Here is a 17,935-nt window from a genome sequence, read left to right on the forward strand (position 1 = left end):
CCCGGCGCGCATCCTCCGTCTCCGCGTCCGCCCTCAGGGCGGGCGCGGATGACACATTCCGGCGAATCCGCCACAGGACGCAGCCATGAGCCATGTTCCCTTCCGTTTTGCCTTTGTCTCCAACTCCCTGCCCGTGGCCCAGACCGTGCGCGACTACGCGGCGACCCGCCACCTGCCCATGGAAATCCGCCTGGCCGGCATGGAAGAGGCCCTGCCCGTGGCCCGCGCCCTGCTGGCCGAGGGCACGGACGTGATTCTGGGCGGCGGGGGCACCGGCAAACTGCTGCGCCGTCACTTGCGCCGCCCGGTGGTGACCATCGCCCGCAGCCACCTGGACATCCTCGAAGCCCTGCTCAAGGCGCGCGAGCACGCGGACTATATCGCCTGCACCTGCTACGGGGCGCTGCCTCCCTGGCCTGCCCTGTTTTCCGAACTGCTGCGCGTGCGTCTGCTGCCCGTGCCCTTCACCACTACCCAGGAACTGGTGTCCGGCATCAGCCGTGCCGTGGACCAGGGCGTAGGCTGCGTGGTAGGCGGCGGCATCTGCGCGGAGATAGCCCAGGCCCAGGGCTGCCGGGGCGTGGTGGTCACGCCGGGCGAGGAGGCCCTGGAGCGGGCCCTGGATGAAGCTCTGAACATCGCCCGCTCCCAGCAGCAGGACCGGGAGCAGACCGCCTGGCTGCGCGGTGTGCTGGAATCCCTGCATGAAGGCATCGTGGGCGTGGACACCGACGGGCGCACGGCCACCAGCAACCGCGCCGCGGAAGTTCTGCTGGAAGACCTGCTTGATTCCGCCGGTGCTGACGGCCCCGGCCTGCCGGAAAGCCTGGGGCTCGCCAAAGCCCTGAAAACCGGCCGCGGCGAGGAAGGGATCATCCGCCGCATCAACGGGCGCGAGTTGGTCATCAACACCCGTCCGATCCTGGTGGACGGCAAGCCGCGCGGCGCGCTGGCGGCCTTTGCTCCGGCCGCCCGCCTGCGCGATCTGAGCCGCAAGCTCAAAAACAGCGGCCGACGCGGCTTCATCGCCCGCCACAATCTGGACAGCCTGCTGGGCGCAAGCCCGGCCATGCGCGAGCTGCGCCTCCAGGCCGCCCGCTTCGCCGACGCGGACGCCGCCCTGCACATCCACGGCGAAAGCGGCACCGGCAAGGAGCTGCTGGCTCACGCCCTGCACCAGGCCGGGCCGCGCAGGAACGGTCCCTTCGTGGCCTTGAACTGCGGCGCGCTGCCCGACAGCCTGCTGGAAAGCGAACTCTTCGGCTACGACGAGGGCGCGTTCACCGGCGCACGGCGCGGCGGCAAGGAAGGCCTGTTTGAAATGGCCCAGGACGGCAGCATTTTTCTGGACGAAATCGCGGACATCAGCCCGGCCGTGCAGATCCGCCTGTTGCGCGTGCTGGAAACCGGCGAAATATTCCGTCTGGGCGGCGACAGGCCCATTGCCGTCAACGCCCGCGTGATCAGCTCCTCCTGGAAGGATCTGGTGGAAGAGGTACGGTCCGGGCGCTTCCGGGCTGATCTCTATTACCGCCTCTCCCTGCTGCGTCTGCAAACCCCGCCCCTGCGCGAGAGGCCGGAGGACATCCCTCTGCTGGCGCGACACATTCTGGCAAGGCTAAACATGGCGCACAAAGAACTTTCGCCCCATGTCCTGGGCCTGCTGAAGGACTATGCCTGGCCCGGCAACGTGCGCGAGCTGGACGCCCTGCTGCGCCGCTACTGCCTGCTCTCGGACGGCGGACAGTGCGACAGGGCCCTGTTGGAAAAGCTGCTTGACGATCTGCGCGCCACGCAGGGGCTGCTTGCCCCGGCGGAACGGCCCGCCGACAAAGCCCCCACCCTCCCCGACGGCCGCGCACAAGGCCGGGGCAATCTCAGGGAACGTCTGGAAACCCTGGAGCGGGAGATCATCCGCGCCGAACTGGAAAAATGCGCGCACAACCGCGGCCGGGCCGCCAAAAATCTGGGCATCAGCGCCAACACCCTCTGGCGTAAAATGAAGGCCGGTCCGCGCTGAACGCCACGCGGCCGCCGCCTGCCGACAATCTAAAAAAAATCTTGAAAAAAGAGACTACTCGTTGCATTCTCCGCCTCGAAGCCCTGTCGCGGGCCTAGCGGTTCCGCCCCCTTGCGGTGGACGTTTTTTTGCGTCCGTTGTCCGGCGTTGTTTTGCGGCCGTGCCGGAACAAAAACGGAACGCCCCTGACACGCCCGCGCGGCGGCGCAAAGCCCGCGCAAACGGCTTTGATCGCGCACTGTTACGGAGAACCACATGGAATTCAGTTTTTTTTCGATGATCGCCCAGGCGAGCCTGGTGGCCAAGGCCGTGCTGGCGCTTCTGGTGCTCATGTCCATCGGCAGCTGGGGGATGATGATCCAGAAGTTCATCGCGCTCAGCGCGGCCAGCCGCAAGGCTCTGAGCGGCACCGAGCGTTTCGAGAAGGCCGCCAGTCTGCGCGAGGCCGTGCAGTCTCTGGGGTCCGACCCGGCTTCGCCGCTCTACTACATCGCCCATCAGGGCGTCCTGGAGTTCAACCGCTCCAAGGAGCTGGGCAATTCCAGCGAAGTTGTGGTGGACAATGTGCGCCGGGCTCTGCGTCAGGGCGTCGCCAGTGAGCTGTCCCGCCTGCAGCGTTCCCTCTCGGTGCTGGCCACCACGGCCAACACCGCGCCCTTCATCGGCCTGTTCGGCACGGTCTGGGGCATCATGAGCTCGTTCCACTCCATCGGCATGCTCAAATCCGCCTCCCTGGCCACCGTCGCGCCGGGCATTTCCGAAGCCCTGGTCGCCACGGCCATCGGTCTGGGCGTGGCCGTGCCCGCCACGGTGGGCTTCAACATCTTTATGGGCAGGCTTTCCCAGGTGGACACCCTGCTGGTCAATTTCGCGGGCTTCTTCCTGAACCGCGTCCAGCGCGAGCTCAACGCCCACCGTCCCGTGCAGCGCGCGGGCGCCACGGAGCTGTAATCATGGGCGCGAGCCTCGGCAACAGCAAATTTGTCTCGGAGATCAACGTCACGCCCTTTGTGGACGTGATGCTGGTGCTCCTGATCATTTTCATGGTGGCCACGCCCATGATGAGCCAGGGACTGGACGTGGATCTGCCCCAGACCAAACAGGTGGAAGTACTGCCCACCGAAGCGGACCACATGGTCCTCACGGTGCGGAAGGACGGCAAGATCTTTCTGGACGAATACGGCGTGGACAATATGGAAGACCTGGAGGGCTACCTTCAGCGTCTGGTCAAGGAAAAGAACAAGAGCCTCTTTTTGCAGGCCGACAAGGAAGTTCCCTACGGCATCGTGGTGGAGGTCATGGGCCATATCAAGGCCGTGGGCATTGAAAAGCTGGGCGTGATGGCCGAGCAGCCCGAGGGCGCGGCCCCCGGCGGCGCGAAACCCGCTGCCGCCGGAACCCGGAAGTAGGTTCCGCATGCGCCTGGCCTCCTATGTCCTTTCTTTCTGCCTGCATCTGGCGGCCTTTCTGCTGATCTGGTTCTGGCCCAGCCATCCTCCGATCCGGCTGGACACCCCGCCGGTGATGATCAGCCTGGTGGAAGGCGCGCCCGGCGGCAACCGGACGCCCTCGCCCATTCTGGGGCATATGGGTGAACCGGCGGAAGGTCCCAAGGCCCCTACGCCGCCCGCGCCCAAAAATGAAATCGCCGCGCCCGCGCGGGAAGAGGTCCGGGAGCCCGCGCCTGTGCCCGCGCCGCCCAAGGAAGCCGCGCCGGTTAAAAAGCCCGAGCTCAAGCCGGAACCGAAGCCGGAACCAAAACCCGAACCCAAGCCCGAGGCCACCCCGGTAGCCCAGAAAAAGAAAGACCTGCCCAAGAAGGAAGAGCCTCCCAAGGACGAACCCCAAAAGCAGGAAAAAAAGGAAGAGCCCCAAAAGGCCAAGCAGGAGCAGCCCAAAAAGCGGGCCCCCAAGGAAGATCCGGTGGCCGCCGCTTTGCAGAAGGCCCGCAAGGCCACTTCCCGCGCCGAATCCGGCGACCGGGGCAACGCCATTGAACAGGCCCTGGCCCAAGCCCAGCGCAAGGCCGGCGGCAATCGCGGCGGGGGCGGCGGCGAAGGCGACGGCCCCGGCGGGGGCGGCCTGGGCGACGTCTATATGGGCCAGGTCATGCTGGCCGTGCGCCCCAACTGGGGCTTCGCCTCGGCGGCGCGCGCCAATCTGGCCTGCTCGGTCAGGGTCAGGGTGGACATGCAGGGCAAGGTTCTGCAAGCTGAACTGAGTCAAAGCTCGGGCAATGCCCAGTACGACGCCTCGGCGGTCAACGCCGTGGTGCGCACCGGTCAGGCCGGACAGTTCCCGCCGCCGCCCTCGGCCGAATACACGGACCTGGAGCTGGTTTTCAGCTATGATGAACTTATGGGACGCTGACCGGTCCGGGAGAAAGACATAACGCCGCTATGCCGCGTCCCCTTTTTTGCCGCTCGCGCGTCCTGAGTTCCCGCTGCCGGGCGACGAGCGCAAATGACGGGCATATCGGAATGTAAACCATGCGGACGTTACAGCCGAACTGGAGCCATGCCGCTGCGAAATATGCCGATTTTCGCCGTGCGATTGAATTAATGCGGGCATGCGGGGCAACGTCCCACGGACGGGATCAGCCAGAGTTCGGGCAATCCGCACTTTAACGCTCCGGCGCTCAACACTCGGCACACCGACGAGGTCCGGCAATTTCCGCCGCCCTCGGCCGCATATACAAAACTGGATCTAGTGTTCACCCTGGATGAACGATGGGGCGCTAATCCGGACCAATCCGGGAGGACGACATGGCATCCCCGTTGCGCGCGGGCCTTGCGGCCCTGTTGACACTACAGCTTATTACGGCGGTTCCGGCCTTCGGCGCAAGCATTGCGGCGGTGGATCAGAACGGCGGCTATTCCGGCAAGGTGCTGGACAAGGTTATTGCGATCTGGGCGCCGCCGCCGGCGCTCAAGGGTGATTTTACCGTCAGACTGAAAGTTTCCCTGGACGGCCAGGGCAAGGTGCTGGACTGCAGATCCGTCAAAGCCTCGGGCATGGAAGCTCTGGACAGCTCCGCCTGCGGCGCGGTACGCCAGGCGGCTCCGTTCGGAGCGCCGCCCTACGGCATGCCTCTGGACGTGCATCTGGCCTTCTGGACCGGCACGCCCAAGGGCAAGGCCCAGGCCGAAACCCTTTCCACGGAAGAAGCGCTGCGGGCGGAGGTCATGGCCAGGACCAAGGCGGAAGGCCTCATGGGCCAGCAACGGGCCAGTTCCGTGGAGGAGCGCGCCCGTGAGCGCGCCGAGGCCATTGCCAAAAACGCCGGCCAGCCCTTGCCTGACGTCAAGGCCGCGCCCGTGGCCCCGCCGCCCCGCGCCAAGGCCGCGCCGGGCGCAACGCAAAAAAACGCCTCCAAAAACCCGCGCTCCGGTCTCAGCACGGACAGCCCGGCCACCGAGAGCATTCGCTCCGCCAAGGGAAAAACCGCCGCGCCGTCCGCCAACGCCACGGGGCTCACTGAAGAAGAAATGCGTCTGGATATTGATGCGCCCGCCGCTCCGGCGGCTCAGTCGGTTCCGGGCAACGGCAAAACCGTGGATCCGGCCCCGGCCGCATCGCGGCCTGCGGAAAGCAAGCCCGCCGTCATGGCGCAGGACCAGTACGACGCGCGCTACAGCAAATATTTTTCCACCATCACCCGGAATTTGCGCAACGCCATGTTCATCCCCGCGGAAACCGCGCCGGGCACCTATTACGCTACAGTGCGGCTGGACGTGGACGCCGCGGGCGCCATCAAAAAATCCACCCTGCTGCAAGGCAGCGGGGACAAACTACTGGACAGATTCGTGCTTCAGGGCATTCGCCGGGCAGGCAGCGTAACGCCGCCGCCCGCAGGCCTCGGCAACACGCTGGACGTCACCTTTACACTGGTGCGCCGCTGAGGCGCGCCGACCGAATGAGGAACACCGAGCCATGAAAAAAATCCTTCTTCTCCTGGCCCTGGCTCTGTCTGCGGCGTTGGGGCCGTTTTTCGGTTCCGCCGCCGAAGCGGCCATGCGCGTGGATATTATGAATCCCGGCCAGAATATCGTCAATCTGGCGCTGGCCGCGCCGCTCAAAGGCCCGCAGGTCCAGGCCACGGGCATGGGCGGGGAACTGCAAAAACTGGTGGAGCAGAACCTGAGCTTTCTGCCCTTCATGCGCCTCACTGACCCCAAGGCCGTGCTGGGCGGTGTGCTCCTGCCCGGCTACGAGCCGCCCGCGTTGGACTTCAAACGCTTCCAGCTGGCCGGTTCGGACATCGTGGTCACCACTTTCTGGCCCGACGGCGACAGCGGCACCCGGCCCGTCCAGATCCGCGCTTTTGAAACCAATACCGGCGGCCGCCTGTTCGGCAAGGAATATCCCAAGGTCAACAGCCGCGACCTGCCCGAAGTGGCCGACCGCTTCTGCGCCGACCTGCTGGAAGCCCTGACCGGCAACGGCGCCTTCTTCCGCTCCACCCTCGCCTTTGTGAAGAAGACCGGCAAACTGAGCGCCAACGTCTGGCTGGTCAAGCCCACTGGCCGCGATCTGCGCCAGATCACCAATATGCCGGGCGAGGCCATGTCTCCGGCGTGGTCCCCGGACGGACGCTTTGTGGTCTTCACCCATATCGACCCCAAGTCCCACGCTCTGGGCGTCTGGGACCGCTCCACCGGCAAGGTGCAGCGCATCCGCTTCCCCGGCAACGTGGTGATCGGCCCGGCCTTCATGCCCGACAACAAGGTGGCCGTGGCCCTGTCCAACGGCAAATACCCGGTCATTTTTCTGCTCAACCATGTCTTCCAGAAGGAGCGCGTGCTGGAACAGAGCAACGCCATCAATGTTTCACCCACCTTTGACAGCACGGGCACCAAGATGGCCTTCACTTCCTCCCGTCTGGGCGGACCGCAGATCTTCCTCAAAGACCTGAACAGCGGCAGCATCAGCCGGGTGAGCAAGAACGGCACCTATAACAGCGAAGCCAATCTTTCGCCCGACGGCACCCTGGTGGTCTACAGCCGGATGACCGATTACGGCCACCGCATCTTCGTGCAGGACATGCTGACGGGCATGGAACGCCAGATCACCTTCGGCCCCGGCAGCGATGAGCAGCCCTCCTTCTGCGCGGACAGTTACTTCATCGCCTTCGCCTCCACCCGCAGCGGCGGACGCGGCATCTATCTGACCACCCGCCACGGCGGCGACGCCAAGCAAGTGCCCACCGGCGGCGGCGCGGCTTCTTTCCCGCGCTGGGGCATGCCTGTGACGCAGAAGTAAGGGTTACGCCCGGCCTCCGTTTGTTTTTACCCGGTCGTCTGAAGTTCCTTCAACGGCCGGGTAAAAAAAATTTTACGAATATGCCTTCCATACCTTGACAAAAATAGAGGGGCAGATACCATCTTTCTCGCGTGATCAAGGGATTACGCATTGTGCAGAAAGGAAAGGTATTTTTTTTGGAGTATGAGCTGTTCAGGAGGACACACAATGAAACGCTACGCTCTTATTCTTGCTCTGGTTATGGCCCTTGCCGCCGGTTTCGGCTGCGCGAAGAAAACCACCGCCGAACCCGGCTATGATGATGGTCTGACCCCTGAAATGCGGGCCGCCATTCAGCAGATCACCGACGCTCGCGTGTACTTCGCTTTCGACAAATTCAACATCCAGCCCGAGTACAAGGACATGCTGAAGACCAAGGCCGAGCTGATGAAGAAATACCCCAGCATTCGCGTGCGCATTGAAGGCAACTGCGACGATCGCGGCACCCAGGAATACAACCTGGCCCTCGGCGAACGCCGCGCCCGCGCCGCCTATGAATACCTGGTCACCCTGGGCGTGAGCCCCAACCAGCTTGAAATGATCAGCTACGGCAAGGAAAATCCGGCCGTTCAGGGTACCGGCGAAGCCGTGTGGGCCAAGAACCGCCGCGACGACTTCCGCGTGATCGCCCACTAGGCATCCGTTGACGCGTTTCCTCAAGGCCGCCCGCAAGGGCGGCCTTTTTTGTCGTCCGGCAGGGCACGCAGGGCAGGCATTCCGCGCGGCGCGGATTAAGCCCGGCAATCCGGCGCTTTTTGCCGCTCCCGTACCTGAAGAACATCGCTGCTCCCGATGCCCGTAAATCACGCTACATTCGCCAAGGGGCACGACCCTCCAGGCCGTTTTCCGGTCTGTCCGCGCGCCAAAAGCGCCATTTTCCTTGCCGATGCCGGAAAATCCCGCTTCAGCCGTTGCGGCGCAAGAGTTTTAGAGTGTTTTAATTTTGAAAGGCTCTAACGAGGCTACACAGCCGCCTCTCGCCACGAAGCCGTAAGTGCAATTTATTTTCGCTGTTAAGAGGCGGAATTGACGTTTATTTAAACTTTGAAATGTACAACATTTCAAAATTAATCTGCTCTAAATGTAATGTTACAATAGGTTGTTCACACTCATTCAAGTCGGTAAATCTGGAGTTACCATACTACTAAAACCGACCGATGGGGAAGGTGAACAGTCATACAAATGCCAAATTGACGGCCAAATGTTGAGAGGAAATGATCCGGCTGATGCATACCGTCCGGCCGCCGAAGTTGCCACCGACTTTGGCGTAAGCATACGTACTGCCAGAAAGTGGATGAGTCGCTATCGGCACGGAGGAGAATGTTTATCGCATGTTAGCGTTGCGGAAGATGCGTATGACAACTCGGCTTTTGCCGCAGCAGCGTGTTGCGCGCCTTACGCAAGCTTGCTTGCTCCCGGCTTGCCTCCTTGGAGGAGAAACTGCCTGTTGTCCGCTATCAATGGGAAATGCCGGGACAAATGCTGCATCTGGATATCAAGCGGCTTGGAAAGATTGATGGGTTTGGGCACAGAAAAGTAGGTACACGGCAAGTCCATCGACGCCGACCAGGCTGGGAATATTTGCACGTATGCGTTTGATGGCGCATCCCGCCTTGCATATGCGGCAATATTCTCGGATGAAACCGCAGAATCAGCAGTGAAATTCTTATGGTTTGCCGTTGCGTGGTATGCCTCACATGGGATTAAAGTAGAGCGCGTGCTTACGGACAATGGCGCTTGCTATAAATCATGAAATTTTCGCGATGTTTGCCGAGAATTCAGCATAAAACACAAACGTACACGGCCTTATCGCCCGCAAACTAACGGTGAAGCGGAACGGTTCATCAAAATAGCATTAAAAGAGTGGGCATATGCACCAACATACACCCACTCCCGGCAAAGGACCGATTATCTGTCGATCTGGACATACCGCTATAACTATGTGCGGCCGCATTCGGCTCTTGGCAGAAAACCTCCAGCTTCAAAACTGGGCGCAGGGTGAACAACGTGTTGACACTCTACATCTAGAGTCACTGCCGCTATCCATAAGCCGCCGGCACGGCAACGGCCAGCGCGTTTTTTAGAATTCTCCCGGCGTCTGCCATCCGCCTGCGCATCGCTCCGACGAAGCGATGCGATGCAACATTTTCTTCACAAGTCTGTAACCGGCTACCGTCAGCCGGAATCCCGCCAAAAATTCGCGCCTCCGGACTCTGAGGGGGCGGCGCTCAGCTTCCTTCAACCAAGCAAAAATAATGCGGACACGACCTCCGACGACGGGACAACAGCGCGGCTGGCCACACCGCCTGATGGGATTGCGGTTAGCTGATCCTATATGGCTGCTTTTTGAATCCGAACCGGCGAGAAGGTTATTTTGTACCTGCGTTTGAGCTTTTGGAAAACATATTTGAGAATCTGTGATAACGTTTGGGAAAATTGTGTGTTATTATAGATCAACTCAAAATTTAAAATCAGCTTATATACTTGTTCTATATACGCTGTTTATACAACATATTATTGATATTTCTTGATATTTTTAATTTTATTTAGTTTGACAAGATTAGTCTGGTATAAAAAATATATTCCCAGGACCTTGAAAATTTTCATTTATTATTTGATAAGCTATGCATAAATTTTTATTGCACAACATTATGAACATAGTGAGCCTTGGTCCGGCATAGTTACTACAGCCGACTGTATTTGTGAAATCAATGCCTTACCTTGCCGGTTTTCCGGGCTATGTGCGTCATGAACGGCCGGAGCGGACATGCGTTGGGTGTGACGCCTACTCCTCGGCCAGGCTTGACGATGTCGGCAACCGACGTGCGCTTTTCGAGTAAAAACTGATCACATGCCGCGGTTGCCATCTCAGGCTAAGGGCGGCACGAAGATCCCGGCATTCAAAGAGACACGATTGACTGCTGTCACAGGGGAGTCGCGCTGAGAAGGGGAGAGAGTGTTTTCTGTGGAGAGCATCAGACAAGGAGGACAATGTTATTTCAGCAGTTCAGCATCATCCATACTGCAACGCATAGGAGGAACCATGCCCCTTTCTTTTCGAGAGTTGGAATCCATCCTTATGGATCAGTTGCGTCTCTACCACCATCCCATAGCTGTAACCTGGCTGTTTACGGATGAAGAGGTGGAAGAGTTCAAACGCCGCGCCCCATATGTGACGCCGATCAAGCCGCTGACCTTCTGCCAGTGGGAAACCGCAGCCCGCATGCAGGGCAAGACTGTTTTGGGCACGGCGGAAACCCTGGCTTGCACCAATTCCCAGGTCAGCTTCGGCTGGCGCGAAATAGATGAAAAGGAAGTGAAGTCCCAGCTCAAATACTGTGTGGACGAGGCCCAGACCGAGCGCTTCCTCCGCTCCAAACCTCACATGCCCATGAACAGCCTCAAGGCGGTGGCGGTGGGACCGTTGGGCGAGGCCGTGCTGTCGCCGCATGTGATTCATTTTTATTGCGATAGTGTGCAGGCCTATCACCTGGCTGTGGACTATATGGCCGCCACGGATACGCACCCCCTGCGGCCGCAGATCACCATGAGCTCGTCGGCGTGCGGCGGGTCGGTTTTTTGCTGGCAGCAGAAGACATTCAATCACTGCCCGCCTTGTTCCGGCTCATATAACGCGGGCAAGACCGAGCGCGGAGAAACCTATGTATTCATCCCCGGCGAGCATCTGGAGGCCGTGGTGGCCCGCTTGCTCCAGCGCATTAAAAAAAGCGGCTCCAGCTCCGTGACGCGGCCGGGCGACTACTTCCCCGGTGGGGATATCTGCAAAAACTGCCCCCTGATCATCTTCAAGAACGGCGACGGCTCCGCCTGTGCGGGCTGTGGCAAAGGGTAGCCAGGTGAGTATGATGCTTATGTTCCGCAAAAACATATGGTGTGGAAAATTGCTGGCGATTTTCATGCTGACGGCCTGTTTGTTGGCGAGTGCGCCCGCCGGGGCCGCCATGCAGTCCGGAGAGCCGACGCAAGGCAGCCTGATGGAGGCCGCCCCACCGTCCGCGGCCGGAGCCGGAACCGTCAAGCCAACCTCCATGCCGACGCAGGCCGACACTGCCGACCGTCTCAAAACGGCCATTGCCTCGGCCACAGCCGCAGGCAAGATTGACTCCTCCGCCGCCACCGGCTTTCTGGGCATTCCCGGCGCGCCCAACGTCAATATGGTTCTGGCCTTCTGCTGGGCCGTTTGGGTGGGCTGGATATTCTCCAGCGTGGGAGCGTTCGGCGGCGTCATGGCCTCTGTGGGGCATATCAGCGTGTTCGGCCTGGGCGAGTACGCGGCCTCCTTCGGCAAGGGCACGCCCATGAACAAGCTGGTTACGGACTCCATTCGCGTGTCCAACCAGTGGCTGGTGGGCACCTCGTCTCTGATATCTTCTTTCAAGTACTGGACGCTGGGGCGCATCGTGCTGCCGCTGGGCATCGCCCTGGGCACGGGTTCGCTGGTAGGCTCCATTCTCACGCCCATTCTGACCCAGGGCAAGATCTCTTTCCGGGATTATGTGGGTTATTTCGGCGTGTTTGTGCTGGGCCTTGGCTGTTACCTGCTCTATGAAACCTCCCCGGCCGCCCGCGCCAAGAAGAAAAAAGCGGCAGCCGCGGCCAAAGCCTTTGAGGAGGCCAGCAAGAACCACGCCGGCAATGCCGCCGCGGGCACGCGCGTGACCATCGTCAGCGTCGGACTCAAGCGCGTGGTCTTTACCTTCTGCGGAGTGGAATTTTCCTTTAATCCCTACATGCCGGTGCTGGGCGGCTTCGTGGTGGCGGCCGTGGCATCTTTCCTGGGCGTGGGCGGCGGTTTTCTGCTGGTTCCTCTGTTGACCAGCATCGCCCAGTTGCCCATGTATCTGGCGGCGGGCACTTCGGCTTTCGCCGTGCTGGTGGGCATGGTGACCTCCATCAGCACCTTCATGTTCGGCGGCACACCCGTGTACTGGCCCCTCATCGGCCTGGAGTTGGTGGGAATTGTCATCGGTTCCTGGGTGGGCCCCATCACGGCAAAATATCTGCCTGACATCTGGTTGAAGCGCCTTTTCATCCTGGTGGCTTTTATCGTGGGCATCAATTACGTGCTGCGCGGTTTCTTCGGCGTGCGACTCTGGTAACGTCGCAGTGAAAGGACAACCCGGACCGCCGTGCGGTCCGGGCCTCGTCATCATGGATTTCACCTCACTTGTCCCTCCCTGGCTTGACGCCTTGCTGATCGCGCCCTTCCGCTGGCCAGCGGAACCTCATGCCGGTCTCTGGCTGGGTGCCGGATGTCTGGCTGGCCTCTGCCTATTGCTGGGGGAGCTGACGTCATCCCTGCTGTTCTGGCTGCAACGCCGCCGCCTGCTGGCCATGCAGGACAATCTGCTGCATTACCACAATCTCTCTGTGGACGCGCTCCATGCCGGGGACAAGACCGCTTACCTCGCCGCCAACAAGCTGGCCCATGAGGATTTCGGCCGCAACTTTTTCGCCCAGGCCGCCGTGGGCATGTCCGGCCTCTGGCCACTGCCCTTTGCTCTGGCCTGGATGTCCCTGCGCTTTGAGGGCATTACCTTGTATCATATCCCGGGCACGGATATGCACGCGAGTTATGTTTTTGTGCTCCTGTCCTGCTATCTGCTTTTGCATCTGATCTTCGCCCGCTGCAGAAAACATCTCCCCTTTTTCTCTTACATTGAGGGCATCAAGCGTCAGGCTCGTGAAAGGCGCGGCACTGCCCGGCATTTCTGAAGACGCGTTTGCCGTTTCTCCTTTTTGTTTGCGGTTCTTCGTCAACTCCCTTTCTGGTCCAGATAGAGCTCTGAGCTTTACCATATGGCATTATACCGGTAACCAGAAAGTTTTTACATGAGTCAGCCCTGCTCAGGCGCGGCCGGGCGCTTGCGGCCCGAACCGCCTCGGGCTACACTAGTCCCCCACGCGGCCGTGGGCCGCGCACAGACAGCAACCCAAGGATTCCCCATGAAAATAGTCATTCTCGACGGCGCCATACTTAATCCCGGCGATGTGGACTGGGGTCCCATCGAAGCGCTGGGCGACGTGATCGTGTACGACGAAACGAGCAAGGAACAACTGGCGGAACGGGCCAGGGGCGCCGATGTGCTGCTGGCCAACAAGACCTGCCTGCGCCGCGACGATCTTCCGGCGCTGGAGGACGCGCGCATGGTGGGCGTGCTGGCCACGGGGTACAATACCGTGGATGTGGATGCCTTTGCCGAACGCCGGATCCCGGTCTGCAACGTGGTGGCTTACGGCGTGGACGACGTGGCCCAGCATGCCATGGCCCTTTTGCTGGAGCTCTGCCGCCATACCAGCCGGCATACCGAAAGCGTCAAAGCCGGGGACTGGGAACGGGCCGAGCAATGGTGCTACTGGAAAAGCACTCCACTCTGCCTGGAAGGCCTGACCATGGGGATCATCGGCTTCGGCTCCATCGGACGCCGGATGGGCGAACTGGCCCACGCATTCGGCATGAGCGTGCTGGCCCATTGCCGCACGCCCAAAAATCCGCCGGCCTACAGTCCCTTCGCCTTTGCCTCCCTGGACCAGATTTTCGCGGGTTCGGACGTTATTTCCCTGCACTGCCCGCTCACGCCCCAGACCCACCACCTGATCAACGCCAAAAGCCTGGCCAAAATGCGTAACGGAAGCATCGTTCTGAACACGGCGCGCGGCCCGCTGGTGGACGAGGCGGCGGCGGCCGAAGCTCTGAAGAGCGGGAAATTGCGCGGCCTCGGCACGGACGTGCTCTCCCAGGAACCGCCCAGCCGGGACAATCCCCTGCTCAGCGCGCCCAATACCCTGATCACCCCGCATATCGCCTGGGCCACGGTCAAAGCCCGCCAGAACATTATCAATCTCACGGCTGAAAATATCCGCCGCTGGCAAGAGGGCCATCCAATCAACGTGGTCAACGGGGTGAGCGGCACAGCTGCACAGTGACGGCGGGCAAGCGTTCCGGGGCTTACTGCAACCGTTGTCGCGCAGCGGTCTGAGCCGTTCATGGCGAAACCGGGTCGTCCCGCCGCGCTGCGGGCACGGCGGCCTCGGGGCCATTCGCCCGCAACGTATTGCCACGAACCGCGCGCAGGCGTTTTTGCCCGCCGCAAGCAAGATTTCAAGCGTTACATTTCGCAGGGCCGACCATGTTCATCGACATCCATACCCACGCCTTTCATCCCAAGATCGCCCACAAGGCCGTCGATCACCTCAACAACTTCTACACCGTCGCCTGCGCCGGCGACGGTACCATAGACCATCTGCTGGTCCGCGAAAAACACGCGGGCGTGGACAAATGCGTGGTGCTCTGCGCCGCCACGGCCCCGGCCCAGGTGATTCCGGCCAATAATTACGCCATAAGCCTGCAAAAAAAACATGCCGAGGTCATTGGTTTCGGCACCCTGCACCCCGGCTACGCCAACTGGGAGGCGGAACTCAAACGGATCAAGGCGGCAGGCCTGCGCGGCCTCAAACTGCACCCCGACTTCCAGGGCTTCTGGCTCGACGACGCACGCCTGCTGCCGATTTTCGAGGCGGCCCAGAAGGATTTTATTTTTGAAATTCACATCGGCGACAAGACCAGCCCGGAGAAAAATCCCTCCTGCCCCTACAAGCTGGCCGCCATTCTAGACGCGTTTCCGGGCCTGACGGTCATCGCGGCCCACCTGGGCGGCTACCGCATGTGGGACCACGCCCTCAAAGCCTTGGGCGGACGGCGGCGCGAAAACCTCTGGTTTGACACCTCCAGCGTCACGCCCTTTGTGACGCACGGGGAACTGCGCGCCCTGCTGGACGCCTTTCCCCGTGAACGCCTGCTTTTCGGCACAGACTGGCCGCTGTATGACCCCGAGGAAGAACTGGAACGCCTGCAACGCATGGCCGGACTGAGCGATGCGCAACTGGAAGCCGTGCTGAGCAATGCCGAACGGCTTTTCGCGGCCCAAGGCCCGGCTCTGGCCTGAACCGGCATACGGCCGCGCCATTTCTCGGCGTTTACGGCAGCTGACGGCTCTTTTTCCAAAGAACCCGCCGGGCGGAGCGCGATTGACAGCCCCTCCCTTTGCGGGTAAAGCATTGCTCAAGCCGGACGGCGGCAACACTGCCAACCCCGTCAGGTCCGAAAGGAAGCAGCGGTAACAGACGTTGCCGGGTGTCCGGCCCACAAAAAACGCGACAAAGTCAACTTTGTCGCGTTTTTTGCGTTCACTAGAAAATTTTGCTTTTAAATTGCCCGGTCCGCTGCAAGAGCAGCCGCTCGCCACGAAGGCGCGTCATTTCTTTGTGTTGTTAAGCGCCGAAGCGGGCGTCTTCAAACGGTAACAATGTAACCTCTTAACATTAATTCGCTCCAGGCGTGCTTCGCCGCGCCATGGCGCGGCGGGCTCAACGCCACAAGCCCCTACCCCGGCGCACGCTCCGGCGCGCCGAACTTCAGGGGCGGAAATTCCTGCTCGTCCGGCTGAGACGGCGACGCCGGATCCAGGGGGGCAAAATCCTCGCCGCCTTCCCCGGCCGCCCGCGCGGCCATCAGGTCCACCAGGTAAATGCCGCGCATCTCTTCCAGATGCAAGCGCATGGCCTGCTCGGCCAGATCCGGATTCCGTTCTTTCAACGCCTCAAGCACGGCCACATGCGCGGTGTACGAACGTTCGCTCTGCCGCCGCACCTGCATGGAAGCATACAGGGGCGTAATCAGCCAGCCCCCGAAGCCCTCAGCCAGCAGCCCGAGAAAAGGATTACCCATAAATTCCACCAGAGCGCGATGAAAGGCGATATCCGCCTCGGCAAAGGAACGGATCTCCGACCTGTCCAGAAAGTTCCGCTGATTGACGAGGATGTCCCGCAGCGACCTTAACTGGTCGTCCGTCACCTGCCGGGCCAGTTGCCGGGCCACGGAAGTTTCGAAAAAAAGGCGCAGGTCATGGAGCTGCCGCCAGCCGTCCGGCGAACTGGAATAAATCTGCAACGTGGCGCGCATTTCGCCCAGCAGGGGCTTGAGCGTAAGCTTGCAGACCCGGGCGCGCATGCCGGGCGAAATTTCGATCAGACCCATGCGCCCCAAAGCGGACAGGGCCTCGCGCACTGCGGGCCGCCCTACGCCGAACTCCTCCATGAGCTCCCGCTCGGAGGGCAGCTTCTGGCCCTCCTGGTAAACCCCGGCCCGGATATCCTCCAGAAGACAGGTCAATACCTCGGTATGCACACGCGGACGCTGAATATTGCGCCGTCTGTTCCCAAGTATTTCTGTATAGTTGTTTTTCATGCGTATCGTTGGTAAGGTGTGAACAATTGGTGAAAAAAACTATGCCGGCGGGCTTAGTGTGCCCGGCTGGCACGGTTTTGTAAACCCGGCTGAACAAATTCGCAAAAAGGCAAAAGGCCAAAGTTTCTTTGTCCTTTTTTGGTATGACATGTTGACTTGTTAATAGCAATGACCTATTCAGAATGAAACGGCAAAAAGCAGCGCGGTCCGGCCACAAACCGGGCAGGCGGGCATGGCGCAGACGGTTTTGCGCGGCCCGGGCCCCCAAAGGGACCGATCCGCCCCGGAGTACTCCCGAGAGTGAGGAATGCGCGCCGGAACAAATGTCGCTTGATTGACGTGGCAGAGGTTTTTTCAGACGACTTTTATCCACAGGAGTCTTCACATGGCTGTTATGCGTTCTATCTTTTATGTGCCCGGCAACAATCCCAAATTTATTGACAAAGCCCCCAGCATCCCGGCCGACATCATCACGCTCGACCTGGAAGACGCCGTCCCCCCGTCCGAAAAGGAAAACGCCCGTCGGATGATCGTCGAAAACATGAACAAGATCGCCAAGGAAAGCGTGAGCGGCGCTGAAATCTATGTGCGCATCAACAATTGGGAAACCGAAATGACCAATGACGACCTTGAAGCCGTGGTGCAGCCCGGCCTCAACGGCGTCACCCTGGCCAAAACCGGTCATCCCGACGACGTGAAACGTCTGGCCTGGAAGCTGGAAGAACTGGAACGCCGCCGCGGCATGGAAATCGGCTCGGTGAAGATCTCCATGCTGCTCGAAACCGCCAAGGGCATCATGAACGCCTATGAGTGCTGCATGGCCAGCCCGCGCAACGTCAACGCCATCTTCGGCGCCGTGGACTACTGCCGCGACATGCACGTCAAAATCACCAACGAAGCCGTGGAGCAGCTCTGGGGCCGCGCCAAGGTCGCCATCGCCTGCCGCGCCTCCGGCCTTGTGGCCATTGACGCCCCCTTCGTCTCCTTCCAGGATACCGAAGCTTTCGAGCGCAACGTGCGCGACGGCCTGCAGATGGGCTACGGCGGCCGCATGATCATCCATCCCAGCCAGGTGGAGCCCTCCAACCGCCTGTACGCCCCCGACCCGGCCGATGTGGAATGGGCTCGCGGCGTGGTGAAGGTGTTTGAGGAAGAAGGCCTCGCCAAGGGCAAGGCCGCCGTGTCCTACCTGGGCAAGATGGTTGACACGCCCGTGTACGACAACGCTCGCGACATTCTGGCCGCCCAGGCTGAAATCGACGCCAAGAACAACAAATAAAGCGGCCTTGCCGCTTTGGGTTCCGGGCGGCGCGCGCCCGGAACCCCCTCAACCGGGGCCGTCTGAT

15 protein-coding genes and 1 other RNA gene are annotated in these 17,935 nt (G+C 61.0%); 15 read left to right on the top strand and 1 reads right to left on the bottom strand.

The genetic code is table 11. The features are described 5' to 3' along the window. The first annotated feature begins 85 nt into the window (after positions 1-85). The 14 genes from FYJ44_RS11730 (at position 86) to ffs (ending at position 15,491) form a co-directional block, all read left to right on the top strand. Positions 86-2,020, top strand: coding sequence for a sigma 54-interacting transcriptional regulator (locus tag FYJ44_RS11730; RefSeq protein WP_154512341.1), 1,935 nt, complete (start codon positions 86-88; stop codon positions 2,018-2,020). A 255-nt stretch (positions 2,021-2,275) separates the two neighbouring features. Then, positions 2,276-2,971: a MotA/TolQ/ExbB proton channel family protein gene (locus FYJ44_RS11735; RefSeq protein WP_154512343.1), complete on the top strand. Its 696-nt coding sequence runs from the start codon at positions 2,276-2,278 to the stop codon at positions 2,969-2,971. 2 nt (positions 2,972-2,973) lie between these two features. Further along, a complete protein-coding gene (locus FYJ44_RS11740) occupies positions 2,974-3,429 on the top strand; it encodes an ExbD/TolR family protein (RefSeq protein WP_154512345.1) in 456 nt (151 codons plus the stop codon). A gap of 7 nt (positions 3,430-3,436) precedes the next feature. Then, positions 3,437-4,390, top strand: a complete 954-nt coding sequence (locus tag FYJ44_RS11745) for a cell envelope integrity protein TolA (protein ID WP_154512347.1) — start codon at positions 3,437-3,439, stop codon at positions 4,388-4,390. Positions 4,391-4,785: 395 nt separating this feature from the next. Continuing rightward, complete coding sequence (locus FYJ44_RS11750) at positions 4,786-5,922, top strand: TonB family protein (RefSeq protein WP_154512349.1); 1,137 nt, start codon at positions 4,786-4,788, stop codon at positions 5,920-5,922. 31 nt (positions 5,923-5,953) lie between these two features. Beyond that, positions 5,954-7,282 (top strand): beta-propeller domain-containing protein, encoded by a 1,329-nt coding sequence (locus FYJ44_RS11755; protein ID WP_154512351.1) that lies wholly within the window; start codon positions 5,954-5,956, stop codon positions 7,280-7,282. Positions 7,283-7,489: 207 nt separating this feature from the next. Further along, a complete protein-coding gene (gene pal / locus FYJ44_RS11760; protein WP_154512353.1) occupies positions 7,490-7,957 on the top strand; it encodes a peptidoglycan-associated lipoprotein Pal in 468 nt (155 codons plus the stop codon). 1,207 nt (positions 7,958-9,164) lie between these two features. Next, on the top strand, positions 9,165-9,323 hold the full coding sequence (locus FYJ44_RS15060) for an integrase core domain-containing protein (RefSeq protein WP_407643781.1): 159 nt from the start codon (positions 9,165-9,167) through the stop codon (positions 9,321-9,323). Positions 9,324-10,364: 1,041 nt separating this feature from the next. Then, positions 10,365-11,174, top strand: coding sequence for a DUF169 domain-containing protein (locus FYJ44_RS11780; protein ID WP_154512357.1), 810 nt, complete (start codon positions 10,365-10,367; stop codon positions 11,172-11,174). A 196-nt stretch (positions 11,175-11,370) separates the two neighbouring features. After that, the gene (locus FYJ44_RS11785; protein ID WP_229772687.1) at positions 11,371-12,441 is read left to right on the top strand and encodes a sulfite exporter TauE/SafE family protein; all 1,071 of its coding nucleotides are present in this window, start codon (positions 11,371-11,373) and stop codon (positions 12,439-12,441) included. Between the two features lie 52 nt (positions 12,442-12,493). Beyond that, on the top strand, positions 12,494-13,057 hold the full coding sequence (locus FYJ44_RS11790) for a hypothetical protein (protein WP_154512359.1): 564 nt from the start codon (positions 12,494-12,496) through the stop codon (positions 13,055-13,057). Positions 13,058-13,288: 231 nt separating this feature from the next. Then, positions 13,289-14,269: a D-2-hydroxyacid dehydrogenase gene (locus FYJ44_RS11795; RefSeq protein ID WP_154512361.1), complete on the top strand. Its 981-nt coding sequence runs from the start codon at positions 13,289-13,291 to the stop codon at positions 14,267-14,269. Positions 14,270-14,472: 203 nt separating this feature from the next. Beyond that, a complete protein-coding gene (locus FYJ44_RS11800) occupies positions 14,473-15,288 on the top strand; it encodes an amidohydrolase family protein (RefSeq protein WP_154512363.1) in 816 nt (271 codons plus the stop codon). 117 nt (positions 15,289-15,405) lie between these two features. Further along, positions 15,406-15,491: signal recognition particle sRNA small type (gene ffs, locus FYJ44_RS11805), an RNA gene on the top strand. A gap of 234 nt (positions 15,492-15,725) precedes the next feature. Here the strand turns inward: ffs and FYJ44_RS11810 are convergent. Then, positions 15,726-16,514 (bottom strand): FCD domain-containing protein, encoded by a 789-nt coding sequence (locus FYJ44_RS11810; RefSeq protein ID WP_288957341.1) that lies wholly within the window; start codon positions 16,512-16,514, stop codon positions 15,726-15,728. A gap of 460 nt (positions 16,515-16,974) precedes the next feature. Here FYJ44_RS11810 and FYJ44_RS11815 point away from each other — a divergent pair, with 460 nt between their 5' ends. Further along, positions 16,975-17,868: an HpcH/HpaI aldolase/citrate lyase family protein gene (locus FYJ44_RS11815; RefSeq protein WP_154512367.1), complete on the top strand. Its 894-nt coding sequence runs from the start codon at positions 16,975-16,977 to the stop codon at positions 17,866-17,868. Positions 17,869-17,935: the final 67 nt, after the last annotated feature.

It is taken from the genome of Desulfovibrio porci, from assembly GCF_009696265.1.
GTDB classification, from domain to species: Bacteria; Desulfobacterota; Desulfovibrionia; order Desulfovibrionales; family Desulfovibrionaceae; genus Desulfovibrio; species Desulfovibrio porci.

Bases quoted from the DNA above. Each gene is read 5' to 3' on its own strand.
- FYJ44_RS11790 (WP_154512359.1), top strand. From the start codon at position 12,494: ATGGATTTCACCTCACTTGTCCCTCCCTGGCTTGACGCCTTGCTGATC.
- FYJ44_RS11745 (WP_154512347.1), top strand. From the start codon at position 3,437: ATGCGCCTGGCCTCCTATGTCCTTTCTTTCTGCCTGCATCTGGCGGCC.
- FYJ44_RS11730 (WP_154512341.1), top strand. From the start codon at position 86: ATGAGCCATGTTCCCTTCCGTTTTGCCTTTGTCTCCAACTCCCTGCCC.
- FYJ44_RS11815 (WP_154512367.1), top strand. From the start codon at position 16,975: ATGGCTGTTATGCGTTCTATCTTTTATGTGCCCGGCAACAATCCCAAA.
- FYJ44_RS11800 (WP_154512363.1), top strand. From the start codon at position 14,473: ATGTTCATCGACATCCATACCCACGCCTTTCATCCCAAGATCGCCCAC.
- pal (WP_154512353.1), top strand. From the start codon at position 7,490: ATGAAACGCTACGCTCTTATTCTTGCTCTGGTTATGGCCCTTGCCGCC.
- FYJ44_RS11780 (WP_154512357.1), top strand. From the start codon at position 10,365: ATGCCCCTTTCTTTTCGAGAGTTGGAATCCATCCTTATGGATCAGTTG.
- FYJ44_RS11735 (WP_154512343.1), top strand. From the start codon at position 2,276: ATGGAATTCAGTTTTTTTTCGATGATCGCCCAGGCGAGCCTGGTGGCC.
- FYJ44_RS11785 (WP_229772687.1), top strand. From the start codon at position 11,371: ATGCCGACGCAGGCCGACACTGCCGACCGTCTCAAAACGGCCATTGCC.
- FYJ44_RS11755 (WP_154512351.1), top strand. From the start codon at position 5,954: ATGAAAAAAATCCTTCTTCTCCTGGCCCTGGCTCTGTCTGCGGCGTTG.
- FYJ44_RS11750 (WP_154512349.1), top strand. From the start codon at position 4,786: ATGGCATCCCCGTTGCGCGCGGGCCTTGCGGCCCTGTTGACACTACAG.
- FYJ44_RS11740 (WP_154512345.1), top strand. From the start codon at position 2,974: ATGGGCGCGAGCCTCGGCAACAGCAAATTTGTCTCGGAGATCAACGTC.
- FYJ44_RS11795 (WP_154512361.1), top strand. From the start codon at position 13,289: ATGAAAATAGTCATTCTCGACGGCGCCATACTTAATCCCGGCGATGTG.